General features: G+C 72.3%; 18 protein-coding genes. 9 read left to right on the plus strand and 9 right to left on the minus strand.

What is annotated here, in order from left to right; genetic code table 11:
- Positions 1–29: 29 nt before the first annotated feature.
- Positions 30–1,214, minus strand: a complete 1,185-nt coding sequence (locus ABTZ99_RS15525; RefSeq protein WP_499611835.1) for a serine hydrolase domain-containing protein — start codon at positions 1,212–1,214, stop codon at positions 30–32.
- A gap of 135 nt (positions 1,215–1,349) precedes the next feature.
- Here ABTZ99_RS15525 and ABTZ99_RS15530 point away from each other — a divergent pair, with 135 nt between their 5' ends.
- Together ABTZ99_RS15530 and ABTZ99_RS15535 are read left to right on the plus strand one after the other, a co-directional pair.
- On the plus strand, positions 1,350–2,462 hold the full coding sequence (locus ABTZ99_RS15530; RefSeq protein WP_499611838.1) for a sensor histidine kinase: 1,113 nt from the start codon (positions 1,350–1,352) through the stop codon (positions 2,460–2,462).
- Positions 2,459–3,223 carry a response regulator gene (locus ABTZ99_RS15535; RefSeq protein WP_499611841.1) on the plus strand — a complete coding sequence of 255 codons (765 nt, stop codon included), beginning with the start codon at positions 2,459–2,461 and terminating at the stop codon, positions 3,221–3,223. Before ABTZ99_RS15530 ends, ABTZ99_RS15535 begins: the two co-directional genes overlap by 4 nt.
- Here the strand turns inward: ABTZ99_RS15535 and ABTZ99_RS15540 are convergent, their stop codons facing one another.
- On the minus strand, positions 3,224–4,342 hold the full coding sequence (locus ABTZ99_RS15540) for a glycosyltransferase (RefSeq protein ID WP_499611844.1): 1,119 nt from the start codon (positions 4,340–4,342) through the stop codon (positions 3,224–3,226). It lies immediately after the preceding gene.
- A 187-nt stretch (positions 4,343–4,529) separates the two neighbouring features.
- Between ABTZ99_RS15540 and ABTZ99_RS15545 the strand changes: the two genes are divergently transcribed.
- Positions 4,530–4,904, plus strand: a complete 375-nt coding sequence (locus ABTZ99_RS15545; protein WP_498772162.1) for a hypothetical protein — start codon at positions 4,530–4,532, stop codon at positions 4,902–4,904.
- Here the strand turns inward: ABTZ99_RS15545 and ABTZ99_RS15550 are convergent.
- From ABTZ99_RS15550 to ABTZ99_RS15560, 3 genes are read right to left on the minus strand one after another with little or no spacing between them, the layout of a single operon-like run.
- Positions 4,901–5,644: an ABC transporter permease gene (locus ABTZ99_RS15550; protein ID WP_498772164.1), complete on the minus strand. Its 744-nt coding sequence runs from the start codon at positions 5,642–5,644 to the stop codon at positions 4,901–4,903. The two genes, ABTZ99_RS15545 and ABTZ99_RS15550, sit on opposite strands and share 4 nt — an antisense overlap.
- Positions 5,641–7,167 carry an ABC transporter permease subunit gene (locus tag ABTZ99_RS15555; protein ID WP_499611848.1) on the minus strand — a complete coding sequence of 509 codons (1,527 nt, stop codon included), beginning with the start codon at positions 7,165–7,167 and terminating at the stop codon, positions 5,641–5,643. Before ABTZ99_RS15555 ends, ABTZ99_RS15550 begins: the two co-directional genes overlap by 4 nt.
- Positions 7,164–8,087 (minus strand): ABC transporter ATP-binding protein, encoded by a 924-nt coding sequence (locus ABTZ99_RS15560; protein ID WP_498772168.1) that lies wholly within the window; start codon positions 8,085–8,087, stop codon positions 7,164–7,166. The genes ABTZ99_RS15555 and ABTZ99_RS15560 overlap by 4 nt, the downstream gene beginning before the upstream one ends.
- A 156-nt stretch (positions 8,088–8,243) precedes the next feature.
- Here ABTZ99_RS15560 and ABTZ99_RS15565 point away from each other — a divergent pair, with 156 nt between their 5' ends.
- Positions 8,244–9,386, plus strand: a complete 1,143-nt coding sequence (locus ABTZ99_RS15565) for a sensor histidine kinase (RefSeq protein ID WP_499611851.1) — start codon at positions 8,244–8,246, stop codon at positions 9,384–9,386.
- On the plus strand, positions 9,383–10,042 hold the full coding sequence (locus tag ABTZ99_RS15570) for a response regulator (RefSeq protein ID WP_498772175.1): 660 nt from the start codon (positions 9,383–9,385) through the stop codon (positions 10,040–10,042). Before ABTZ99_RS15565 ends, ABTZ99_RS15570 begins: the two co-directional genes overlap by 4 nt.
- Positions 10,043–10,219: 177 nt before the next feature.
- Here the strand turns inward: ABTZ99_RS15570 and ABTZ99_RS15575 are convergent, their stop codons facing one another.
- From ABTZ99_RS15575 to ABTZ99_RS15585, 3 genes are all read right to left on the minus strand, one after another.
- A complete protein-coding gene (locus ABTZ99_RS15575; protein ID WP_499611854.1) occupies positions 10,220–12,919 on the minus strand; it encodes an exo-rhamnogalacturonan lyase family protein in 2,700 nt (899 codons plus the stop codon).
- Positions 12,919–15,996, minus strand: coding sequence for a glycoside hydrolase family 2 TIM barrel-domain containing protein (locus ABTZ99_RS15580; protein ID WP_499611857.1), 3,078 nt, complete (start codon positions 15,994–15,996; stop codon positions 12,919–12,921). Before ABTZ99_RS15580 ends, ABTZ99_RS15575 begins: the two co-directional genes overlap by 1 nt.
- Positions 15,997–16,240: 244 nt before the next feature.
- The gene (locus ABTZ99_RS15585) at positions 16,241–17,269 is read right to left on the minus strand and encodes a LacI family DNA-binding transcriptional regulator (protein WP_499611860.1); all 1,029 of its coding nucleotides are present in this window, start codon (positions 17,267–17,269) and stop codon (positions 16,241–16,243) included.
- A gap of 382 nt (positions 17,270–17,651) precedes the next feature.
- Here ABTZ99_RS15585 and ABTZ99_RS15590 point away from each other — a divergent pair, with 382 nt between their 5' ends.
- The 4 genes from ABTZ99_RS15590 to arfA all read left to right on the plus strand — a co-directional run bounded on the left by ABTZ99_RS15590 (position 17,652) and on the right by arfA (position 22,344).
- Positions 17,652–18,965: an ABC transporter substrate-binding protein gene (locus ABTZ99_RS15590; protein ID WP_499611862.1), complete on the plus strand. Its 1,314-nt coding sequence runs from the start codon at positions 17,652–17,654 to the stop codon at positions 18,963–18,965.
- A gap of 67 nt (positions 18,966–19,032) precedes the next feature.
- A complete protein-coding gene (locus ABTZ99_RS15595) occupies positions 19,033–19,998 on the plus strand; it encodes a carbohydrate ABC transporter permease (RefSeq protein WP_498772185.1) in 966 nt (321 codons plus the stop codon).
- On the plus strand, positions 19,995–20,834 hold the full coding sequence (locus tag ABTZ99_RS15600) for a carbohydrate ABC transporter permease (protein ID WP_498772187.1): 840 nt from the start codon (positions 19,995–19,997) through the stop codon (positions 20,832–20,834). Before ABTZ99_RS15595 ends, ABTZ99_RS15600 begins: the two co-directional genes overlap by 4 nt.
- A 7-nt stretch (positions 20,835–20,841) precedes the next feature.
- The gene (gene arfA, locus ABTZ99_RS15605; RefSeq protein WP_498772189.1) at positions 20,842–22,344 is read left to right on the plus strand and encodes an arabinosylfuranosidase ArfA; all 1,503 of its coding nucleotides are present in this window, start codon (positions 20,842–20,844) and stop codon (positions 22,342–22,344) included.
- A 55-nt stretch (positions 22,345–22,399) separates the two neighbouring features.
- Here arfA and ABTZ99_RS15610 read toward each other — a convergent pair whose 3' ends face one another.
- Complete coding sequence (locus tag ABTZ99_RS15610; RefSeq protein ID WP_499611865.1) at positions 22,400–24,790, minus strand: ATP-binding cassette domain-containing protein; 2,391 nt, start codon at positions 24,788–24,790, stop codon at positions 22,400–22,402.
- Between the last annotated feature and the right edge of the window lie 8 nt (positions 24,791–24,798).

Here is a 24,798-nt window from a genome sequence, read left to right on the forward strand (position 1 = left end):
CACGCGGGCGCCCCACCGCCGCCCCGGGTCTACTTGAGACCGCAGAGCGCGTGGTCGACGAGGTCCTTGGTGACGTCCTGGTCCAGCTCGGGCGCGCCGGGCCCGGCCACCATCGAGTCGGTGTTGATCGACACCATCACGCTGCGCCTGCCGTCGGCCGTCACGCCGTTGCGGGTCTTGAAGCCGGGGATGTCGCCGCCGTGCGACCAGTAGCCGCCGCACGCGTTCGGGATCCACATGAGACCGAGCCCGTACGCGGCGCCCGCCCACCCCTCGTCCAGGTCCGGCGCGCGCACGGTCCTCGTCATCTCGGCGAGCTGCGCGGGCCGCAGCACCTTGCCGCCGACCAGCGCCTTGAGGAACTCGTTGCCGTCCTCGGTGGTGCTGATCATGTCGCCGGCCGCCCCGCCCCAGGACGGGTTGTAGTGGGTCACGTCGAGGGCGCGGCCGTACCGCGGGTCCTCGGGGTCGGCTTCCAGGCCCTTCTCCGGGAACCGCTCGTACGCCGTGGCGTGCGGCCGGGGCAGGAACGGCGACGTGCCCGGCAGGTGGGTGTCGCGCAGGCCGAGCGGCTCGACGAGGCGGGTGCGCACCTCGTGCTGCCAGGTGTTGCCGGTGACCCGCTCGATGATCATCCCGGCCAGGACGTAACCGGTGTTGGAGTACTTCCACCGCTCGCCGGGCTGGAAGTCCGGCCGCTGCCGCACGGCGAGCGCGACGAGCTGCTCCGGCCGGTAGGTCCGGAACCGGACGTCCTCGAACTCGTCCTCCAGGAACAGCTCCGGCAGTTGGCCGACGTAGTCGACCAGGCCGCTGGTGTGCTGCAACAGGTGCCGCACGGTGATCTTCGCGCCGTCGTTGCCGTGGCCGGCGACGACACCGGGCAGCCACCGCTCGACGGTGTCGTCCAGGGACACCCGGCCCTCGCCGACCAGCTGCAGCACGGTCGCGGCCACGAACGGCTTGGTGTAGCTGCCGATGCGGAACTTCGCCCGCCACGGCACGGGCGTGCGCCGGTCGACGTCGCCGTGGCCGCTGCGCACCCGCACGTCACCGCGCGGAGTGTCCACTTCGACCAGCACGCCGGGCGCGCCCTGCGCCAGCAACGCGTCGGCGTGCCGCTGGAGGGTGGTGGTGTCGGTGCGGGCGTGGGCCGTGCCCGCGGTGGCGAGGACCAGCGCCCCGACCACCGCTGTCGCGCAGAGTCGTTTCATGTCACCGAACGTTAGGGCTCGCGGCGGTCGGCGTCGTCGCCCCACGACGGCATCTCGACCTACCCCCGTGGGGGTAGTGGGGAATCCGCCCACGGGGTGGCGACGGGCGCCCCGGCGCGCGACTACTTTGGGCTGGTGCTGGCCACGATCAAGCCGATCCGGCTCGACCTGCTGCTCGCGGTGGTGCTGACGACGTTGACCGTGGCGACCGCCGTGAGCCAGACCGGCGGCGGGTCCGACTGGGCGGCGTACCCGGTGGCCGCGCTGACCGTCGCGCCGATCGCGCTGCGCCAGCTCGCGCCGGTGGCCACGATGGTGGTGATGCTGGGCGCGCTGGCCTGCTACGGCCTGGTCGGGTTCGGCGGCCTGCCCAGTGGCGGCGTCGGCGCGCTGGTCGGCATGTTCACCGTGGCGACGTTGCGGTCCCGGCTCGCGGCCGCGGTGACGTTCGCGGCGACGGCGGCGGTCGTGGTGCTGGCGTTCCTGGGCGTCGCCGCGGGCTCGTGGTCCGAGGTGGCGCAGTCGGTGCTGGTCGTGGCGGGCGCGTGGATGCTCGGCGAGGGCACGAAGCGCTGGGCGCAGCGGGCCGAGCGGCTGGCGGAGGAGGCGGCGCGGGCGGTGGCCGACGAGCGGGTGCGCATCGCGCGCGAGCTGCACGACATCGTCGCGCACCACATGTCGGTGATCTCCTTGCAGGCCGGTGTCGCGGGGTACGTGCTGGACACCGACCTGGCGACCGCGCGCAAGGCGATCACGACGGTCGGCGACACGAGCCGTGAGGCGTTGACCGAGATGCGCCGCCTGCTCGACGTGCTGCGCGTGGACCACGACGACGACTACCGGCCGCAGCCCGGGTTGGCGGCTCTCGAGGAGCTGGTGGACCGGGCCCGGGGCGCGGGGTTGCCGGTCGACGTGGTGATCAGCGGCGAGGTGCGCGAGCTGCGGCCGGGCCCGGACCTGTGCGCTTACCGGGTGGTGCAGGAGTCGCTGACCAACGTGCTCAAGCACGCGGGGCGGGCGCGTGCGCGGATCGAGGTCGAGTACGGCGAGCAGACGCTGGTGCTGAAGGTGACCGACGACGGCCGGGCGGCGCCGGGCGCGTCGGGCCCGGACCACGAGCCGCACGGCATCCGCGGGATGCGGGAACGCGCCGAGCTGTACGGGGGCGTGCTCACCGCCGGCCCGATCGCCGAGGGCGGGTTCGGCGTGGTCCTGCGGCTGCCGATGGGCGAGGTGGCGGCCCGGTGACGATCCGCGTGCTCATCGCCGACGACCAGGCGCTCATCCGGGCCGGCCTGGTCGCCCTGTTCACCGCCGCGCCGGGCTTCGAGGTCGTGGGCGAGGCCGCCGACGGCGGTCAGGCGGTGGCGATGGCCGCCCAAACCTCGCCCGACGTGATCCTGATGGACATCCGGATGCCCGTCCTGGACGGCATCGCCGCCACGCGCCAGATCCTGGCCGCCCACCACGACCGCGACCGCGACCACGACCGCGACCGCGACCACGACCGCGACCGGGAGCCCGACAGCCGGCAGCCGGACCGCGATCGCGAGGACCCGCCCCGGATCGTCGTGCTGACCACGTTCGACCTGCCCGAGTACGTCTACACCGCGTTGGGCGAGGGCGCGTCCGGGTTCCTGGTCAAGGACACCCCGCCGGAGCGGATCATCTCCGCCGTCCGCACCATCGCCGCCGGCGACATCCTCATCGCGCCGCACATCACCCACCGGCTGATCGAGACCTACGCCCAGCACCACCGCGCCACCGCCGTCGGCGCGCCGCAGCTGGCCGCCCTGACCGCGCGGGAGACCGAGGTGCTCCGCCTGGTCGGCAACGGCCTGACCAACGCCCAGATCGCCCAACGCCTCGTGCTCAGCGAAGCGACGGTGAAGACGCACGTCAAGCGGATGATGGGCAAGCTGGCCCTGGCCAGCCGCGCGCAGGCCGTCGTGGTCGCCTACGAGAGCGGTCTCATCGTGCCGACCGGCAACCGCGACCGGATCGGGTAGTCAGCCGGCCAGCCGCTCCAGCAACGGCACCGCCCGCGCGGGCTCGGGCAGGTCGAGCATCTCCGCCCGCACGCGCTCCGCTGCCTGCCGGTAACCCGGATCGGCCAACACCTCCGCGACCGCGGCCCGCACGTCCTGCGGCGTGGCGGCGACGGGGTCCAGCACCCGGCCCACGCCCAGCCGCGCGCACTGGTCGGCGTTCTGCGGCTGGTCGGCGCCCAACGGCAGCAGCACGGTCGGCAAGCCGTGCGCCAACGCGCCGATCACGCTGCCCGAACCGCCGTGCGAGATCACCAGGTCGCAGTGCGGCAGCACCGTCTCCTGCGGCACGTAGCGCTCGATGCGCACGCCGGGCCGTTGCGGGCCGAACGCGGCCGGGTCGAGGTGCCTGCCCACCGTGGCGATCACGTCCACCGGCAGGTCGCGCAGCCCGGCCAGCACCCGCGAGAAGAGGTCGCCGGACTCGGCGTTGAACGCCGTGCCCAGGGTGAAGTACGCGGTCGGCGGGTCGGACCGGCCGATCGGACCGACCGGCGGGCGGATCGGGAAAGCCGTGCCCGGCAAGGGGAACGCCGGATCGCGGAAGCTCGGCGGGAACGGCGACAGCAGCAGCCGCCGGTGCAGCATCTCCAGGTCCGGGTCGGGCGGCAGGCCGAGGCCGGCGCGCAGCTCGCCGATCGGCTCGCCGACCACCGCCGGCCGCACGAACGCGCCCGACGCGATGACCTGCACGTTCGCGTAGGGCAGGCCGAGCTTCTCGGCCGCGAGCACGCTGCCGAAGTCCACTTCCTCGCACACCACCACGTCCGGCCGCCACCGCTCGAACAGCTCCAGGTACAACGGCACCCGCTCGGCCGCACCCCGCCGCACGAACCCGTCCCGCAGCTCCTGGTCGTCCCGCTCCCGGTCGGGCGCGAGCAGCGGCCCGACCTCCGAGGGCTCGGGCCGTCCTCCCTCACCCACCGGGAGCGCGGTGAACCCGGCGGCCTCGACCGCCTCGCACCGGTTCGGCCCGGCCGCGACCGCGACGGTGTGCCCGGCCGCGACCACGGCCGAGGCGAACGGCACCAACGGCTGGAAGTGGCCCAACCCGCCGATGAAGGTGAACAACACGCGCATCCGACCAGCCTATCGATCACCCGACGACGGCCCGGACACGGCGGCTCAGGCGACTGCGACCCGGGCGCCGGCCCGGACGACGGCGAGCAAAGCCCGGGCAGCCGGCCCCACCCGCGTCAGGGGGGCCGAGCTGATCGGGACCACGTCACCTCGTCCGGGTCCGGGCCGGTGCCCTAGCATCCGCGCCGTGGACAAGACCCGGGTCGGATGCTGGTCGATGATCGCGCTCGTCGTCGCTCAGACGCTGTCGACGCTGCTGTCCGGCGACCTGGCCGAGCTCACGGTCGTCGGCGTGCTCTTCAACGCCGGCGCCGCGCTCTCCACCTACCTGGTCCTGCGCCGCCCCGACCGCAACCGCTGGCCGCTGGTCGCCTGGGCGGCGGGCTTCTTCGGCTGGCACGTGACCGGCCTGCTCACCCTCGCCGGCGTGGCGACCACCGGGCTGGACGCGGTGTTCACCGTCGGCAGCGACCCGCGGCTCTCGATCCTCTACCAGGTGGTCCTGACGACGCTGGCGGGCTTCGCCGTGCACCTGCTGCTGCCCCGGCCGACGAAGCCCTAGGCGTCACGCAGCCGGAGTGCCAGACCGCCGACCAGGAGCGCGCCGGCCGCCCACAGCCCGAGCACGCCCAGACCCGCCCACGGGCTGATCGGCAGGCCCTCGACGTTCGTGGTGGCCTGCACCGCCAGCCCCGCCGTCATCGGGCTGATCCGCTGCAAGCGCTTGAACCAGTCGGGGTCGGACACCACCGCGGCCACGACCGGGAACAGGTACAGCAGCCCGAGCACCACTCCGATGGCCGCCGCCGCGTCACGCACCAGGACGGCCACGCCCAGGCTCAGCAGCCCGACCAGCACCAGGTAGAGCACGGAGCCGACGGCCGCGCGCAGCACCGGCCCGTCGCCCAGCGACAGCACCGCGACCCCCGACAGGACGCCCCGCCCCGCCAGCACCGACACGAGCACCGCCGCCCCGCCCGCCACCAGCACCAGCGCGCCGACCACGGCCGCCTTCGCCGCCAGCACGGTCGACCGGCGCGGCAGCGCGGCGAACGTCACCCGGATCATCCCCGTGCCGTACTCGCCGCCCACCGCGAGCACGGCCAGCACGGCGACCACGGCCTGGCCGAACGCGATCCCGGTCAGGCTGGTCTTCGCCGGGTCCCCGCACCCCGTGTCGGCGCAGGCGACCGACGCCGCCACCCCCAGCGCCACGGTCAGCAGCACCACCCCGGCCAGCAGCCACGCCGTGCCCGCCACCGTGCGCAGCTTCGTCCACTCCACGTGCAGCGCTTCCCTCACGCGTCCCTCCTCCGCAGCACGGAGAACGCCACACCGAGCGCGACCGCCGTGTAGCCGCACAGCACCGCGAACCCACCCAGCGGGCTCAACGGGAAGTAGCCGTCGGCGGGGGCGTAGTTCGCCGTGACCTGCTGGTACTCCGGCAAGCTCTGCTGGACGGCGAACGCGGCGGCCGGCGTGACCCGCAGCAGCCAGTCCGACGGCCCGGTCGGCAGCACGGACGCGATCGCCAGCACGTACGGCAGCACGATCGCCACGATCACCACCGCCACCGCGCCCGCGCTGCGCCGCAGCACCGTGCCGACGGCCAGGCTGAGCACCGCCGCCACCGCGAGCAACGCCGCCGTGCCGACGATCACCCGCACCTCGGTCGCGGTCGGCACGGTGAACAGGAAGAACCCCTTGTCCACCTCCACCGCCCGGACCAACGGCACCGTGATCAGGGCCGCGGCCAGCGCGGTGACGAACGTGACCGCCGCGATCACCGCGGCCTTCGCCGCCAGCACCCGACCGCGCCGCGGGCTGGCGCTGAGGCTCGTGCGGATCAGGCCGCGCCGGTACTCCGAGGTCATGAACGTCGCCGCGACCACGATGACCGCGATCAGCCCGGCGAACGCGCCGACCAGCCGACCCTCGACCGTCTTGCCGAGCCCACCGCGCCCGGCCACGACCGGCGCGATGTTGCCCGACCCGCTCACCGCGACCCCGTCGGCGGTCTCCTCGAACCCGGTGCCCGCCCCGGCGCCCGCGCGCGGCCCGCCCAGGTCGCCGACGTCCTCACCGACCCACTTCCGGTCCGGCCACGAGCCCTCCAGCCCGATCCGGTCGAACTCGGCGGTCGCCCGCGTCGGGTAGCTCTCGCCGCTGGCGCCGGCGAACGACTCGGTGATCACCTCGTGGTGCGGCGAGGCCGCGAACAGCCCGGCCCGCACGGTCGACGGCAGCCCGGGGAGGGTGACCGAGCCGACGAGGTGCCAGGTCGCGCCGTCGGGCGACTCGTGGCCGGTGATCGTGTCGCCCGACCGGGTCAGGCGCAGCCAGCTCGGCGTCGCGTGCAGCGTGCCCGCGACGTCGCCGGTGAAGTTGTGCTGCAACCGCACGCCGTGGCCGCCCGTCAGCATCAACGCGGCGTACGGCGATCCCGGCGTGGTGCTCGCCTTGACGATGATCCCGCCCTTGGTCCACGGCTGCGTGTCCTCGACCGGCGCCTGACCGTCCGAAGAGGACACGGCGGTCAGCGACGTCACGCGGGCGGTGATGCTGCCGTCGCCGGTGAGCGCCTGGTGCGCGAACGAGAAGCTGTCGACGACCGGCTCGCCGCCCGGACCCGTCGGCGGCGTGCTGCCCGCGCACGGCGCGCCGTTCGGGCCGCTGCACGAGAAGTTGCTCGCCGCCGCGGCGAACAGCCCCATCAGCAGGATCACCAGCGCCGCCGCGACCAGGCCGAGCACCCAGCCGCGCACGGTGCGCAGCTTCGTCCACTCGGCGCGCAGCACGTGCCCGAACCCGTCCGGCCCGCTCATCGCGCGCCCTCGGCCGCGTGGAACTCGACCGCGTCCCTGGTCAGCTCCATGTAGGCCTCTTCGAGGGACGCGCGGTGCGCCGACACCTCGGAGAACGGCACCGCGTGCTCGCCCAGCAGCGCCACCACCCGTTCACCGGACAGCCCGGTGACGGTGAGCGTGTCGGCGCCGGTCACGGCGACCGTCGCGCCCGCCCGTGCCAGCACCGTCGTCGCCGGCGTGCGGGCGCTGGTGCGCAACGTGACCCGTTCGCCGGATGCGGCCTCGATCAGCTCCGCCACGCCGACGTCGGCGATGACCTTGCCCCGGCCGACGATCACCACGTGGTCGGCGGTGTCCTGCAACTCGCTCATCAGGTGGCTGGACACCAGCACCGCCCGGCCCTCGGCCGCCAGCGACCGCAGGAAACCGCGCACCCACCGGATGCCCTCGGGGTCCATGCCGTTCACCGGCTCGTCCAGCACGAGCACCGGCGGGTCGCCGAGCAGCGCCGCCGCGATGCCGAGCCGCTGCCGCATGCCCAACGAGTAGCCGCCGGCCTTGCGCCGGATCGCCGAGGTCAGGCCGACCCGTTCGGCGACCTCGTCCACCCGCCGCGCGCCGAGGCCCTGCGAGTGGGCCAGCCACAGCAGGTGGTTGCGGCCGGTGCGACCGGGCTGCAGCGCCGACGCGTCCAACAGGGACCCGACCTGTCGCAACGGGTGCCGCAGGGTCCGGTACGGCCGGCCGCCGACCAGCGCACGGCCCTCGTCGACCGAGTCGAGGCCGAGGATCACCCGCATCGTGGTGGACTTGCCCGCGCCGTTGGGCCCGACGAAGCCGGTGACCTTGCCCGGTGCGACGGTGAACGTCATCCCGTCCAGCGCCACGGTCGGCCCGTACCGCTTGCGCAGCCCGGAGACTTCGATGGTTGCTTCCATGCCGGGAAGGCTAGGAGCGCGGCCCGGGTCGGGTCGTCACGCGGGAGAGCCGTCTCCGCCTCGCCGACGCGGGGGAGGCGCATCCCTCCTGAGAGGGATGCCGGTGTCACCACCTGCGGTGACGCGTCGGCGCGGGTCGGCGACGACAATGACCCGGTGAGCGATGAGGGGTGGGCCCGGCGGTTGGCCGACGGCCCGCGCGTGCCGGGGGGCGTCGTGGCGCTGCTGGGCGCGGGCGCGGTGGGCGAGGCGGTGGCGCGGGCGGTGACCGGCGGCGCCGACCCGCAGCTCGTCCTGGTGCTCGGGGTGCTGGCCCTGGCGACCACCGCGCCGGCGGCGTTCCTGCGCCCGGCGCCCGCCGCGGTCGCGGTGACGGCGGCGGCCGTGCTGTCGCTCGGGTTGTTCCACGGCCTCACGGCGGCGGGCCTCGGCGCGCAGCTGATCGTGCTGTACCGGCTGGGACGGGTCGGTGGCCAGGTCCTGGCGACCTGCCTGGCCGTGCCGTACCCGGTGCTGGCCCTGGTGCGCGACGCGGACGCGATGACCGTGCTGGCGGCGTCGTCGGCGTTGGCGGCGGGGTGGGTCGGGGTCGCCCGGTGGGCGCGCGGCGAGGCGCTGGTGCACCGGGCCGCCCGGCAGGCCGTGGCCGGGAGCCTGCTGGAGCACACCGCGCGCGGCGAGCGGGCCCGGATCGCGCGCGAGCTGCACGACGTCGTGGCGCACCACATCTCGATGATCGCGGTGCAGGCGGAGACGGCCCGGCTGACCACGCCCGGCATGCCCGCCGCCGGCGCGCAGCGGCTGGCGGAGATCGGCGACACCGCGCGGGCCGGGCTGACCGAGATGCGGCGGTTGCTGGGCGTGCTGCGGTCCGACGCGCCGGAGGAGGTCGCGGACCGCCGCCCGCAGCCGGGGTTGCCGCAGCTCAACGAACTGCTCGACGACGTGCGCGACACGTCCGGCGCGGGCGCGCGGCTCATCGTCTCCGGCACGCCCGGCCCGCTGGACCCCGGTGTGGAGCTGGCCGCGTACCGGATCGTCCAGGAAGCCCTCACCAACGCGCGGCGGCACGCGCCCGGCGCGGCGGTCGACGTGGAGCTGCACTACACCGAGGAGGCGTTGCGGTTGCGCATCAGGGACAACGGGCCCGGCCCACGCGGCGCGGCGCCGTCCGGTGGGCACGGGCTGACCGGCATGCGCGAACGGGCGGCGGCCGTCGGCGGCCGGTTGCACACGGGCACGACGGCCGTGGGCGGATTCCTGGTCGAGGCGAGCCTGCCGACGGGGGCGGCCGGGTGAGCGCCGTCCGGATCGTGGTCGCCGACGACCACCAGGTGATCCGCACCGGGTACGCCGCGCTGCTCGACACGCAACCCGACTTCACCGTCGTCGGCACGGCGTCCGACGGCGGGGAGGCGGTGCGCGTCTGCCGCGAGCTGTCACCCGACGTGGTGCTGATGGACGTGCGGATGCCGGGCGTGGACGGCATCGAGGCCACGCGCCGGCTCGCCGACGGGCCGCGGGTGCTGATCCTGACCACGTTCGACCTGGACGAGTACGTCTACGACGCGTTGCGCGCGGGCGCCAGCGGCTTCCTGCTCAAGGACGTGACGGCGGAGCAGCTGTTCGACGCGGTGCGGGTGGTCGCGGCCGGCGAGGCGTTGCTGGCGCCGACCGTGACCCGCCGCCTGATCAGCGAGTTCGCCCGGCTGCGCCCCGAGCCGGCCACGTCCGGGACCGCCCTGTCCACCCTCACGCCGCGGGAGACGCAGGTGCTGCGGCTGATCGCGGAGGGCCTGTCGAACACCGAGGTCGCGGCCCGGCTGGTGGTCACGGAGGAGACGGTGAAGACGCACGTGAGCCGGGTGCTGAACAAGCTCGGCCTGCGCGACCGCACCCAGGCGGTGGTCGCGGCCTACGAATCGGGCCTGGTCGTGCCGCGCGCCCGGGGCTAGGTGTCGCCGGACGCCCGCGGTCCGGTGTCGTCGGGCACCCGAGGTCAGCGTCGTCGGGCGCCCGCCGTCAGGCGTCGGCGGCGGGCAGCACGAGCGACGCGGCGGTCAGGCGGGTGCCGCGGCCGGCCGTGCTCCGGGTGTGTTCCCAGCGCACCCCGGGGCACGGTGGCCGAGCGGTCAGCGGTCCACCCGTTGAGGTGGCAGCGCGTCGCCCACCAGGGCGAGGTTCTGGATCGCGGCCAGTCCGTACTGGGCGGAGGCGTTGGTCGACACGAACACCGCCTCGTCGACCGGGCGCAGCGCGTTCGGGCCCTCGACCCTGGTCGACCGCCACGGCAGCCCCGGGCCGTACCCGTCCTGGCCGGCGAAGAACTCGTCCCACGCCCGCCGCGCCAACGCCTCGTCACCGGTCCGCGCCGCCGCGTACGCGGTGAGGCGGGAGTGCATCTGGCGGAAGCCGACGTTCCACGAGCCGCCGACCTCGGCCTGCTGCTCCTCCCTGGTCGCGCCGTACAACCGGCAGTACTGCACCCACGCCTTCTCGAACGCGGGCCGGTCCAGGAGGTCGATCAGCTCGCTGCAGATCTCCGCCAACCCGAACACCGCCGACAGGTGCGACACGCTCACCTGCACCCGATCGGTGGCGAACCGGCCAGTCTCCAGGTTGTAGAGCGCCTCACCGGTGACGAAGCCGTTCTTCAGCGCCCCGATGTCCTCGACCGTGCCCAGCAGCTTCTGCCGCGCGACCGGGTCGCCGCCGCGTTCCCACTCCGTCAGCCACGCCGCCGCCAAGGCGCCCCAGTCCGTGCCGAGTCCGACCGCGAGCGCCTTCGGATCGGGCGTGTACGGCTCGGTGCGGATCTTGCGCAACGGGTCGAGCGCGACGAACGTGCGGTCCGCGTCCACCAGCTCGCGCAGCAGGTCGCCGACCCGCTCATCGGCGGTCAGGAAGTAGTAGAACCTCCGGTTCGCGGCCGTGCTGATGCGCAGCTGCTTGGCGCTGCACCCCCAGTGCAGCACGTTGTGCCTGGTGCCGAGGTCCTTCCACTGGCCAAGGTGGTAGACGTCGACCTCGCCGGTGTGCCGGGTCATCGCCTCGGCCATCCGGAACACGTCCGCCCGCCCGCTGCGCAGGTAGGCGTACCAGAGCCACAGGTCCGTGGACAGCTCCGAGTTGTCCCACGCGTACCCGCCGACGTCGTAGCGCCACTGGTGCCGGTCGGAGTCGTAGGTGTGCATCACGTCGCCGTAGTTCCAGAACCCGTACCAGCGGCGCTGCTCGACCTGGTCGCGGTGGTAGTCGAAGAGGAAGTCCAGCCGGTCCTCGATCGCCGCGCGCGCCGGCGTCGAGCGGTCGACCAACGACCAGTCGCCGAACACGCCCGCCGCCAGCAGGTGCTGCGGCGGCGCGACCAGCAACGGCGGCGTCTGCACGGCCTGCGCCATGGCGACCAGGCTCGCGTCGTCCGGCGTCGAGCCGACCGCCCACAACGTCAGCTCGCTGGTGCGCGCCACGCCGTACGCGGTGCCGAATCCAGGTTCGTAGTCCTCGTAGGTGATCTGGAGGCCCTCCAACTGCTCCGGGAACGTGTCCATGCCCAGGCCGTCGTGGTAGAACCGCAGGTCCATCGGCCGCGCGTCCGGCGACCACAGCCACACCGTCACCTCGGCCTCCTCACCCGCCGCGCCGCGCACGTCGAGCTGCGTCGGGTGCAGCTGCCAGAAGTTGCGCAGCCCGAACGCCAGGCCGCCGCTCGCGCCGCCGACGTAGCCGAAACCGGGCGACCGCCGTCCCGCGTCCACGTCCACCCACGTGTGGCCGGGCTTGGTGCGCTTGCGGATCGCGTAACCGTCCGCGGTGAGCTGGCTGAGGCTGTAGTCGCCCCACGTCGGGATCAGGTTCAGCCTGCCGCTGACGCGGGTGTCCCAAGTGGACACCGGCGGCAGCTTCCGCCCCGCCACCTGGGCGCTGCGCACCGCCGCGCCCGGATCGCGTCGCAGGCCGGTGATGCCGCGCACGGCCTCGCGCAGCAACCCGCCCTCCTCGCCGCCGAACCGGACGTGCCGGTCGTGCGGCTCGTCCCGCATCGGCACCGCGAACCGGATGCCCAGGCCGCGCAGGTAGTCGTCCTCCGTGCCGTCCCACACGAACGTGTGCGTCATCTTGATGCTGTCCGTGCCCGCGAAGAAGTAGAACCGCACGGTGAACGGCAGCCACTCGCGCCGCTTCGCCCGGTGCACGCCGTCGACCCGCAGCACGGCCCGCACCGGACCGCTCTGCTCCACGATGACGTTCTTGACGGCGCTGACGAACTTCTCCCGCTTCGCGCCGCCGGTGTCCTCGTCCTCGTCGTGGTCCTGGCGCAGGCACACCAGGTGCCCGCGCCGCACGACCGGCTCACCGCCGCGCGTGATCCGCTCGATCAGGTCCGCGCCGCTCTTGCGCACGGTCACCTCGATCACGCCGGTGCGGACGATGACGTGCTCCGCCCTGTCCTCCACCGTGACGGCCTGCGCCGGCGCCCGGGCCGGACCCGGTTCCAGCCGGTACCCGTCGGCGGCGGTGGGTCCGCTGATCGCGTGCGCGCTCCACTTCAGCGAGCCGTCCGGCCACACGCCGGTCGCCCAGGACTGCACCGGCACCTGCTCGCCCGTGGCCGTGACCAGCGAGAACGCCTGGTCCTTGGCGAACGCGCCGCGTGGCCACGGCACACCCCAGGTGGTGCCCGCGTGGGTGGCGGGCGCACCGCCTTCCAGCCACGTCAGCGCGGCCTGGCGCGGTGGCTCCGGCGCCGCCTGCGCCTGGCCCGCGCCGAACGGGAGCGCGTAGGCCGCGGCCACCCCGCCCAGGAAGGTCCGACGGTTCACCTGTGCCATCACGGGCCTCCGATCACCTGGAGCTCGTCGATGCCGAGGAAGCCGGTCGACGTGCCCGGCGCACGGCTGGTCATGGTGATCCGGACCCGCGTCGTGGTCACCGGATCGAACGTGATGCGGCTCGGCCCGCCGGCGCCCCAGTCGACGCGGACGTTCGACGCGGGCGCCCACGCGCGGCCGTCCCAGTGCGCCACCCGGACCGAGGCGGGCAGCTGGTGAGCGGCGTCCACGGCGAAGTGCGACGCCAGCCCGCCGACCTGCCGCTGTTGCGGCCACGCCACCGAAACCCAGTCGCTCGCGTGCGCCGACGACACCGCGGGCAGCACCTGGGTCGCCTGCTTGGCGTAGGAGTTCGACCACCGCGTGGTCAGGTCGCCGTCCACCATCGCCGCCGGCAGCGTGGTCGCCCGGCCGCTGTAGCTCGCGTCGACCACCGGGCCGTCGGCGATCGGCGGGGCCGCCCCGACCGCCGTCAACCCGCCGGGTCCCTTGGGACCGCGAGGGATGGCGAGCACGGACGTGCGGCCGGACCGCAGGCCCGGCGCCGTCGCCCGGATCGTGATGGGGCCGCCGCGCGCGTCCGACTGCACGATCGCCAACACCTTGCCGTGGAACGCGGTCATGCCGTCCGCCTTGTACGGCTCCACGCTCTCCGGCCGCCCGTTGTCCACGCCGACGAGCCGGCCGCCGGTCACGGAGAACGTGACCCTGTCCGCCGCGCTCGGCACGACCACGCCGTCGCGGTCGACCACGTCGGCGGTGACGTAGGTCAGCGACCGGCCGTCCGCCGTCACGACCTCGCGGTCGGGCGTCAGCCTCACCGCAGCTGCCGCACCGGCCGTGCGGACCACGTCCCGTGCGACCTCCTTGCCGTCCTCGCGCGCCACCGCGACCAGCTCACCCGGCTGGAACGGCACGGTCCACGTGAGGTGCAGCTTGCCCGCGCTGCCGTTCGGGCTGGTGTAGCTGCCCGGGAACGGCCCGGTGGTGACGTTCTTGTCGTCGTTGGACGGCTCGGTCGTCTCCAGGTACTCCTTGCCGTACGTGGTCTTCTTGCGGTCGAACTTCCGCACGCCGAGCGACGTGCCGTTCAGGAACAGCTCGACGGTGTCCACGTTCGCGTAGGCCCAGACCTGCACCGGCTCGCCCACCTCGTGGCCGGTCCAGCCCATCGGCGCGACGTGCACCATCGGGTCGGTCGTCCACTGGCTCTTGAACAGGTAGTACAGGTCCTTGGGGAACCCGGCCGTGTCCATCGCGCCGAAGTGCGAGGTGCGCACCGGGAACACCCCGTCGAACGGCGTGGGCTCGCCGATGTAGTCCATGCCCGCCCACAGGAACTGGCCGAGGAAGAACTTGCGGTCCCGGTCCTTCTTCAACCCGTACTCGCCGCTCAACGTCCAGGACGCCATGTTGTTGTCGTACGACGAGACCTCGCGCTTGCCGGGCGTGTGGTTCTCGCCGGTGTTGACCAGCAACGGGTCCTGGTACGAGCCACGCGTGGAGGTCGAGGACGACGACTCGGACTCGAAGATGAACTTGTCCGGGTACTTGGCGTGCAACGCGTCCACCGCGCCCGCCGTGTTGTAGTTCAGGCCCAGGCCGTCGAGCGCGCCGAGGATCCGGTCCGGACCGGAGCCCGTGGCCGGCACGCGGCGGTAGGCGTCCGAGCCGAACACCACCGGGCGGCTGGTGTCGATCGAGCGGATGTCGGCGGCCAGGCGCTGGGCGGTGTCCGGGCCGAACGGGACGTTCCAGAAGTCCGGGATCTCGTTGCCCACCGACCACAGCACCACGGCGGGGGAGTTCTTCGCCGCGTGCACCATCTCCTTGATGTCGGCGGAGCTGTTGGCGTCGAAGAACCGGCCGTAGTCGTAGGCGATCTTGGGCCGCCGCCAGGTGTCGAACGCCTCCACCATCATCACGATGCCCAGCTCCTCGCACAGCTCGACCTGTTCGCGCGACGGCGGGTTGTGCGAGGTGCGGAAGGCGTTGACGCCCATGCCCTTCATCAGCCGCAGCTGCCGCTCCAGCGCGTCGCGGTTCACCGCGGACCCGAGCGCGCCCTGGTCGTGGTGCAGGTCGACGCCCTGGATCTTGTGGTACTCGCCGTTGACGAAGAAGCCCTCGTCCGCGTCGAACCGGACCCAGCGGAAGCCGAACCGGGTGCTGGTGGCGTCCACGCGCCGGCCGGCCACCGTCACCTCGGTCTCCAGCGTGTAGAGGTGCGGGTCCGCCATGGACCACAGGGTCGGCTCCGGCACGCGGATGTCGGACTCGACGGTCGTGCCGGTGACCGCCGTGTGGTGACGTGCCACGACGCGTCCGTCGGAGTCCTTGACGCGGTACCGCACGGCGACGTCCTCGGCGGCGCGGCCGTTGACCACGTCGGTGCGGACGTGCGCGGTGGCGTGGCCCGAGGCCACTTCGCGCTCGACGTCCGGGGTGGTCACGAACGTGCCGTGCCGGGCGACGTGCGCCCGGTCGGTGACGACGAGGTCGACGTGCCGGTAGATGCCGCTGCCGGAGTACCAGCGGCTGCTCGGCAGCTTGTTGCGCACCTTCACCGCGACGACGTTCGGCGTCCGGCCGTCCTTGTGCGCCGCGGCCAGGTCGACCGCGAAACCCGTGTAGCCGTACGGGTGCGCGGTGACCAGCGCGCCGTTGAGGTAGACCTCGGAGTCCATGTAGACGCCGCCGAACTCCAGCGAGACCTGCTTGTCGGCGGTCGAGCGCGGCAACGTGAACGTCTTGCGGTACCAGCCGAGGCCGCCGGGGAAGTAGCCCGTGCCGCTGCCGGCCCCGGGCGTCATCGGCTGCTCGATCGACCAGTCGTGCGGCAGGTTCAGCACCCGCCACGCCGAGTCGTCGAAGCCGGGCTCGTCCGCGTCGGCGTACGCCGGTTCGTCGTCACCGGTGGTGTTGGCCAGGGCGAACTTCCACGACCCGTCGAAGCTCTCGCCGCGCGTCGGGTGGGCGGCCGGCTCACCCGACGCCGCCGCCGGGCCCGGCGCCAGGCCCGACCCGAGCAGGAGCGCGACGACCGCCGCCGCGAGCACACGCCTGTGTCTGTCCACCTGGACCCCGGTTCCACGCGTCGTGAATCGACAACACCGATCAGAGAAGTGCGCAGAGCAACAGAACGACACAGGATGCTGCCGCCCCGTGACGGCGGGTGTCAACCCTTCGGGAAAGCGCTTTCTTCCGCCGCGCCCATCAACCCGGGCGTTGAACTCGGGGCAGCCGAACGCAGGACCCGCGCGACCTGGACTCGGGGACCGCGTGTCGAACGCTCAGGTCCCCCCGGGTCCGCCGTTCGGGTCAGGGGTGGGGAGTGCGGCCCAGGGTGCTCTGCCGGGCGATCAGCTTGTGCGCGGCGCGCACCTCGATGCCCGGCAACGGCCCGGTGCTGTCGATGCGCGCGAGCAGCCGTTCCACCGCCGTGGTCGCTATGGTCACCTTGTCCGGCGAGATGGTGCTGATCGTCGGGTTGGAGTAGCGGCCTTCCTCGATGTCGTCGTACCCGATGAGGGCGATGTCCTCGGGCACGCGCAGCCCGCGTTCCAGCACCTCGTGCAGCGCGCCGAGCGCGACCAGGTCGCTGTAGCAGAACACGGCGTCCGGCGGGTCGTCCCGGTCGAGCAGCACGCGCATCGCGCCGGAGCCGTCGGCCCGGTTGAACCTCGGGGTGTGGATTATCAACGACTCGTCCACCGGCAACCCGGCCTCGGCGTGCGCCTGCCGGTAGCCGAGCGTGCGCAGCTGCGCCGCCTCGCCGGTCGGGTACGGCTGGTCGCCGATGGCCGCGATCCGACGCCTGCCCAGGCCGATCAGGTGCGCGGTGGCCTCGCGGGACGCCGCCACGTCGTCGATCCCCACGTGGTCGAACGTGCCGTTGGACGACCGCTCACCCAGGACGACCAGCGGCAACGTCGGGTCGCCCTCGTCGAGGTCCTCCTGGGCCAGCCCGAGCGGGCTGAAGATCATGCCGTCGAACAGCAGCGCCCGCGCGCCGCGCCGGATCAGCTCGCGCTCGTGCGCCGGGTCGCCGTCGGTCTGGTCGATCAGCACGTTGTAGCCGCGCTCGCGCGCCCTGGGGATGATGGCCTGCAACAGCTCCGCGAAGTACGGCGTGTCCAGGTAGGGCACGACCACGGCGATCTGCCCGGACCGGCCGTTGGCCAGGTTGCGGGCCAGCACGTTGGGCCGGTAGCCCAGCTCCGCGATCGCCCGCTCCACCTTCTCGCGCGTCCGCTCGGTGACCCTGGCGTAGCCGTTGACCACGTTCGAGACCGTCCGCGCGGACACGCCCGCGAGCTCTGCTACGTCACGGAGCGTGGCATCGCGCATCGTTCTCCTCCGTCGGACCGGCGCGGCGGCCCCACCGCTACAGCGCTGCAAAGGAGTGTGCACGCCGACCAACGCCGCGACAAGCCCCGACCGCCCGATGATCCACAACCGTCTCAAATCTCGTTTGGATTAAGTTCACGTGAGGTCTTGCAGCGCGGCAAAACGCCGTCCATAGTGCTTTGCAGCGCAGCAATACCGGTGCCACGGTGGCAACACGGTCGGTTCCCCCGAACCCGCCGGCCGTGGCGCGACACCCGGACCACGACCCCGAGGGCGTCGGATCGCACCTCGCGGGGTCGACGCACACCTTGTACGTCTCGCTCACGCACCGTGATCGCGGTCGCGCATGCACTGGCGCATGCCGCGACGGAAAGGCGCACTCATGCTCGGCACGACCTGGTTGGCGAAACTCCGAGGAGGGCTCGCCGCCTGCGGCCTGCTCGCCGTGGCCGCGTGCGGCGGGGCCGGCGGCGACGACGGCGGACCCGTGACGGTGTCCGTCTGGGCCTGGTACCCGGAGTTCAAGGGGGTGGTCGAGGCGTTCAACGCCAGCCACCCCGACATCAAGGTCGAGTGGACCAACGCCGGCACCGGGGCGGACCACTACGCCAAGCTGAAGACCGCGATCACCGCGGGCAAGGGCGCGCCGGACGTGGCGATGGTGGAGTTCCAGCAGATCCCCACGTTCATCATCCTCGACGCCCTGGCGGACATGGGTGAGCACGGCGCCAACGAGGACAAGGGCCTGTACGCCGACTGGGCGTGGGAGCAGGCCACCGACGGCGAGAAGGTCTACGCGATCCCGGTCGACGGCGGCCCGATGGCGCTGATGTACCGCAAGGACCTGTTCGACCAGCACGGCATCGGCGTGCCGACCACGTGGGCCGAGTACGCCGAGGCGGCCGTGAAGATCAAGGCGATCGACCCGGCCGCGCACATCGCGAGCTTCGGCAGCGACGGCGGCTGGCTCAACGGCCTGATGTGGCAGTCCGGCTGCCGCCCGTACGGCTACTCGCACACCACCGCCAAGGACCAGGTGAAGATCAACCTGACCGCGCCGGAGTGCGAGCGGGTGGTCGACCTGGTCGGCGACCTGGTCGACAAGGGCCTCATGGCCAAGGACCCGTTCTTCACCGCCGACGCCACCGCCGCGCTGGACTCCGGCAAGTACTGGACGTGGGCCGCGGCCGGCTGGACGCCCGGCTACCTGGCGGGCTCGTTGAAGAACACCGCGGGCAAGTGGGCGGTCGCGCCGATGCCGCAGTGGACCGCGGGCGCCGACGAGCAGGGCGACTGGGGCGGCTCCACGTTCACCGTGACCAAGCAGGCCAAGAACCCGAAGGCCGCCACCACCGTGGCGCGCGAGCTGTTCGGCAAGTCCGACGCGGCCTGGCAGATCGGCCTGGACAAGGCGTTCCTCTACCCGCTGGTCAAGGACGTCGCGGCGGACCCGGCGTTCACCGGCAAGGCCTACGACTTCTTCAACGGCCAGAAGGTGAACGAGATCTTCGTGCCGGTGTCGGAGAAGCTGGGCGACTTCCAGTTCACGCCGTTCCAGGACTTCGTGTACGGCGAGCTGAACGACCGCAGCGCCGAGGCCATGTCGGGCAGCAGGCCGTGGGGCACGGTGTTGGAGGAGACGCAGAAGAACGTCGTCGCGTACGCCGAGCAGCAGGGCTTCAAGGTCAGCAAGTAACGCTCCGGCGGCCCGTCGCGGCGAGCTCGACGCCGCGGCGGGCCCAGGCCAAGTCAGGAGGTTCACCGTGACGCGGTCCACGCCGATCGCGGCGCCCGAGGCCGACCACCCGCCGGCCGCCGCACCGGTCGAATCCCGGGCGCGTCAGCGGTCACGCCGGGTCACCGCGCACCCGGTGGCCGGGGCGCTGTTCGTGCTGCCGTTCTTCCTCGTCGTCGTCGCGTTCCTCGTCGTGCCGCTGGGCTACGCGTTCTGGCTCAGCCTGTCCAGCAAGAGCCTCGCCCTCGGCACCCGGTTCAGCGGCCTCGACAACTACGTGCGCGCGTTCACCGACCCGTTGCTGCTCGACGGCCTGCTGCGGGTCGTCCTGTTCGGACTCGTGCAGATCCCGATCATGCTCGGCATCGCGCTGGCGGGCGCGCTCGTGCTGGACGCCGTGACCACGAAGTTCGCCGTGGCGTTCCGGCTCATCGCGTTCATGCCCTACGCGGTGCCCGCCGTCGTCGGCGCGCTCATGTGGGGCTTCCTCTACAGCCGCACGTTCGGCCCGTTCGCCGACCTGCCGACGCTGGTGGGCGGCGACCCGATCGACTTCTTCAGCGTCTCGTTGCTGCTGGTGTCGCTGGGCAACATCGTGACCTGGGCGTGGACCGGCTACAACATGATCATCCTGTACTCGGCGCTGCAGGGCGTGCCGCGCGAGATGTACGAGGCCGCGGTGATCGACGGCGCCACGCCGGTGCAGATCGCGTTGCGGGTCAAGGTCCCCGCGATCAAGCAGGCCATCTCGCTGGCCGCGATCTTCACCGTCATCGGCACCATGCAGTTCTTCACCGAACCGCAGATCATGGCCCGGTTCGCGCCGCAGATCTCGGCCGGGTACACGCCGAACCTCTACGCCTACAACCAGGCGTTCGCCTACTCGGACTTCCACTACTCCGCCGCGCTGTCCTTCGCGCTCGGCTTCCTGGTGTTCGTGGTGGCCTACGCGTTCGTGTTCGTCAACAACCGCCGGCGGGGGAAGCGCGCATGAAGGTGAAGACCCGGCTCCCGCACCTGCTGATGGGCGTGGGCATCCTGTACTTCCTCGTCCCGCTGCTGTGGGTGCTCGTCGCGGCCACCAAGAGCCAGCCGGACCTGCTCGACAGCCCCGCGCTGTGGTTCGCCGAGTTCAACCTGTTCGAGAACATCGGGCTGCTGTTCCGCGAGGACGACGGCGCGTACGGCAAGTGGCTGGTCAACACGGCGCTGTACTCGGGCCTGAGCGCGCTGGGCGCGACGGCCCTGGCGGCGGCCGCGGGCTACGGCCTGGCGCGGTTCCGGTTCCCGGGCAAGCGGCTGTTCGAGACGGCGCTGCTGGGCATGATCATGGTGCCCGCCACCGCGCTGGTGCTGCCGACCTACCTTATCCTGTCCGAAGTGGAACTCGTCGACACGATGTGGGCGGTCATCCTGCCGTCGCTGCTCAGCCCGTTCGGCGCGTACCTGATCCGCGTCTACGTGGACGAGAGCGTGCCGGTCGAGCTGATCGACTCCGCCCGCATCGACCGGGCGGGCGAGCTGCGCATCTTCTGGCAGATCGCGGTGCCGATGATGCGGCCGGCCATCGTCACCGTCTTCCTGTTCACCCTGGTCGCCACCTGGAACAACTACTTCCTGCCGCTGGTGATGCTCAGCGACGCCGACCTCTACCCGCTGACCGTCGGCCTGACCACCTGGTTCAACACCGCGCAGCAGGAGGCAGGCACCCGCATGCTGTTCAACCTCGTGGTGACCGGCTCACTGCTGGCCATCGTCCCGCTCATCGTCGCCTTCGTCCTGCTGCAGCGCTTCTGGCGCAGCGGTGCGACGGCAGGCGCCCTGAAGTAGGAGCATCGTGCTCAACGCCTCCCTTTCCCTCAACCCCGACTACGTCATCGCGCCCGTGCGACGCCGGCTCTTCGGGTCGTTCGTCGAGCACATGGGCCGCTGCGTCTACACCGGCATCTACGAACCCGGCCACCCGACCGCCGACGAGGACGGTTTCCGGGGCGACGTGCTGGAGCTGACCCGTGAGATGGGGGTGGAGCTGGTCCGCTACCCCGGCGGCAACTTCGTCTCCGGCTACCGCTGGGAGGACGGCGTCGGCCCCGCCTCGCAGCGACCCGTGCGCCGTGAGCTGGCCTGGCACAGCCTCGAGACCAACGAGGTCGGCGTCGACGAGTTCGTCCGCTGGGCGCGCAAGGCCGACGTCGAGGTCATGTACGCGGTGAACCTCGGCACGCGCGGTGTCGCCGAGGCGCTCGACGTGCACGAGTACATGAACCACGACGGCGGAACGCACCTCTCCGACCTGCGCCGTCAGAACGGCTCCGAGAAGCCCCACGGCGTGAAGCTGTGGTGCCTCGGCAACGAGCTCGACGGCCCGTGGCAGCTCGGCCACAAGACCGCGCACGAGTACGGCAGGCTGGCCGCCGAGACGGCCCGCGCGCTGCGGCAGGCCGAGCCGGACCTGGAGCTGGTGGCGTGCGGCAGCTCCAGCTCGTCCATGCCGACGTTCGGCGAGTGGGAGTCCACCGTGCTGGAGCTGGCGTACGACGAGGTGGACCACATCTCGCTGCACGCCTACTACGAGGTCATCGACGGCGACGTGGACAGCTTCCTCGCCTCCGCCGCGGACATGGACCACTTCATCGACAGCGTGGTGGCCACCGCGGACGCGGTCGGCGCCCGGCTCAAGAGCAAGAAGAAGATCACGCTCTCGTTCGACGAGTGGAACGTCTGGTACATGAAGCGGTTCCAGGCCGAGCCGCGCACGGAGTGGGAGGTCGCGCCGCGGGTCATCGAGGACCAGTACGACGTCACCGACGCCGTGGTCGTCGGCAACCTGCTGATCTCGCTGCTGCGGCACAGCGACCGGGTGGCCGTGGCGTGCCAGGCGCAGCTGGTGAACGTGATCGCGCCGATCCGCAGCGAGCCGGGCGGCCCGGCGTGGCGGCAGACGACCTTCCACCCGTTCGCGCTGACCTCGCGGTTGGCGCGGGGTCAGGTGCTGCGGGTGGAGACGTCCTCGCCGACGTACCAGACCAAGCGCTTCGGCGACGTCCCGGTGGTCGACTCGGTCGCCACGCACGACGAGGAGACCGGCGACACGGTGGTGTTCGTGGTCAACCGGCACCGGACGGAGCCGGTCGAGCTGAAGGTCGCGCTGGCCGCGTTCGGCGACGTCGAGGTGGCCGAGGCGTGGACCGTGCACGACCCGGACGGCTCGGCCACCAACACCGAGACCGACCCGGACCGCGTGGTGCCGAAGCCGCAGACCGCCGACATCGCCGACGGCGAGCTGCGGGTCGTCCTGCCGCCCGTCTCGTGGACCGCGGTGCGGCTGGCGAAGGCGTAGCACGGGCGACACCGGTCAGGCCCACCGGGAACGGGGGCCTGACCGGTGCGGCGCCTCAGGCGCCGACGTAGTCCGCGAGGTGCTCGCCGGTCAGCGTGGCGCGCTTGGCCACGAGGTCGGCGGGCGTGCCCTCGAAGACGATCCGGCCGCCGTCGTGGCCCGCGCCGGGACCGAGGTCGATGATCCAGTCCGCGTGCGCCATGACCGCCTGGTGGTGCTCGATGACGATGACCGACCTGCCCGAGTCGACCAGCCGGTCGAGCAGGCCGAGCAGCTGCTCGACGTCGGCCAGGTGCAGGCCCGTGGTCGGCTCGTCGAGGATGTAGACCTCGCCCTTCTCGGCCATCTGGGTGGCCAGCTTCAGCCGCTGCCGCTCACCGCCGGACAGCGTGGTCAGCGGCTGGCCCAGCGACAGGTAGCCGAGGCCGACGTCCACGAGCCGGTCGAGGATCTTGTGCGCGGCCGGCACCCGCCCGTCGCCCGTCTCGAAGAACGACTCCGCCTCGATCGCGGACATCGCGAGCACCTCGGCGATGTTCTTGCCGCCCAACGTGTACTCCAGCACCGACGCCTGGAACCGCTTGCCCTCGCAGTCCTCGCAGGTGGACTCGACGGTCGCCATCACGCCCAGCTCGGTGTAGATGACGCCGGCCCCGTTGCACGTGGGGCAGGCGCCCTCGGAGTTCGAGCTGAACAACGCGGGCTTCACGCCGTTGGCCTTGGCGAACGCCTTGCGGATCGGTTCGAGCAGGCCGGTGTACGTCGCCGGGTTGCTGCGCCGCGAGCCGCGGATCGCGCCCTGGTCGATCACCACCACGCCCTCGCGGCCGGCCACGGAGCCGTGCACCAGGGAGCTCTTGCCCGACCCGGCGACGCCGGTGAGCACGCACAGCACGCCGAGCGGGATGTCCACGTCCACGTCGCGCAGGTTGTGGGTGTCGGCGCCGCGCACCTCCAGCGCACCCGACGGCGTCCGCACCGAGTCCTTCAACGACGCCCGGTCGTCCAGGTGCCGCCCGGTGAGGGTGTCGGAGCCGCGCAGCCCTTCGACCGTGCCCTCGAACACCACCTCGCCGCCGCCCGTGCCCGCCTTGGGCCCGAGGTCGACCACGTGGTCGGCGATCGCGATCACCTCGGGCTTGTGCTCGACCACGAGCACCGTGTTGCCCTTGTCCCGCAGCCGGAGCAGCAGGGCGTTCATCCGCTCGATGTCGTGGGGGTGCAGGCCGATGGTGGGCTCGTCGAAGACGTAGGTGACGTCGGTGAGCGACGAGCCGAGGTGGCGGATCATCTTGGTGCGCTGCGCCTCGCCGCCGGACAGCGTGCCCGACGGCCGGTCGAGCGAGAGGTAGCCCAGCCCGATGTCCACGAACGAGTCCAGGGCCCGCCGCAGGTTCACCAGCAGCGGCGCCACCGACGGCTCGTCGAGCTCGCGCACCCAGTCGGCCAGGTCGCTGATCTGCATCCGGCACAGGTCGGCGATGTTGCGGCCCTTGATCTTCGACGCGAGGGCTTCCTTGGCCAGGCGCGTGCCGTCGCACTCGGGGCACGTCGTGAACGTCACCGCCCGCTCCACGAACGCCCGGATGTGCGGCTGCATCGCGTCGACGTCCTTGGACAGGTACGACTTCTGGATCTGCGGGATCAGCCCGGAGTAGGTCAGGTTGATCCCGTCGACCTTGATCTTGGTCGGCTCCTTGTAGAGCAGGTCGTGCAGTTCCCGCTTGGTGTACTTGCGGATCGGCTTGTCCGGGTCGAAGAAGCCGCAGCCGCGGTAGATGCGGCCGTACCAGCCGTCCATGCTGTACCCGGGGATGGTGAGCGCGCCGTCGTTGAGCGACTTGCTGTCGTCGTACAGCGCGGTCAGGTCGAAGTCGTTGACCGCGCCCATGCCCTCGCAGCGCGGGCACATGCCGCCGAGGCGGTTGAACGTCGCCTTCTCGGCCTTGGTCTTGCCGCCCCGCTCGACCGTGATCGCGCCGCTGGCCTTCACCGACGGCACGTTGAACGCGTACGCGTTGGGCGGGCCGATGTGCGGCGTGCCGAGCCTGCTGAACAGGATGCGCAGCGTGGCGTTGGCGTCGGTGACCGTGCCGACCGTCGAGCGCGGGTTGGCGCCGAGCCGCTCCTGGTCCACGATGATTGCCGTGGTCAGCCCTTCGAGCACGTCGACCTCGGGCCGTGCCAGCGTGGGCATGAAGCCCTGCACGAACGCGCTGTAGGTCTCGTTGATCATCCGCTGCGACTCGGCGGCGATCGTGCCGAACACCAGCGAGCTCTTGCCCGAGCCGGACACCCCGGTGAACACCGTCAGCCGGCGTTTCGGGATCTCGACGCTGATGTCCTTGAGGTTGTTCACGCGCGCGCCCTGCACGCGGATCAGGTCGTGGCGGTCGGCGAGGAACGGCTCGGGCGACTGCGCTTGCGTCCTGGTGGCCTTGCTCATCGTGTCTC

The organism is Actinosynnema sp. NPDC002837, assembly GCF_040295345.1.
Taxonomy (GTDB): domain Bacteria; phylum Actinomycetota; class Actinomycetes; order Mycobacteriales; family Pseudonocardiaceae; genus Actinosynnema.

Bases quoted from the DNA above. Each gene is read 5' to 3' on its own strand.
- ABTZ99_RS15555 (WP_499611848.1), bottom strand. From the start codon at position 7,167: ATGAGCGGGCCGGACGGGTTCGGGCACGTGCTGCGCGCCGAGTGGACG.
- ABTZ99_RS15575 (WP_499611854.1), bottom strand. From the start codon at position 12,919: ATGGCACAGGTGAACCGTCGGACCTTCCTGGGCGGGGTGGCCGCGGCC.
- ABTZ99_RS15585 (WP_499611860.1), bottom strand. From the start codon at position 17,269: ATGCGCGATGCCACGCTCCGTGACGTAGCAGAGCTCGCGGGCGTGTCC.
- ABTZ99_RS15600 (WP_498772187.1), top strand. From the start codon at position 19,995: ATGAAGGTGAAGACCCGGCTCCCGCACCTGCTGATGGGCGTGGGCATC.
- ABTZ99_RS15590 (WP_499611862.1), top strand. From the start codon at position 17,652: ATGCTCGGCACGACCTGGTTGGCGAAACTCCGAGGAGGGCTCGCCGCC.
- ABTZ99_RS15610 (WP_499611865.1), bottom strand. From the start codon at position 24,790: ATGAGCAAGGCCACCAGGACGCAAGCGCAGTCGCCCGAGCCGTTCCTC.
- ABTZ99_RS15540 (WP_499611844.1), bottom strand. From the start codon at position 4,342: ATGCGCGTGTTGTTCACCTTCATCGGCGGGTTGGGCCACTTCCAGCCG.
- ABTZ99_RS15560 (WP_498772168.1), bottom strand. From the start codon at position 8,087: ATGGAAGCAACCATCGAAGTCTCCGGGCTGCGCAAGCGGTACGGGCCG.
- ABTZ99_RS15525 (WP_499611835.1), bottom strand. From the start codon at position 1,214: ATGAAACGACTCTGCGCGACAGCGGTGGTCGGGGCGCTGGTCCTCGCC.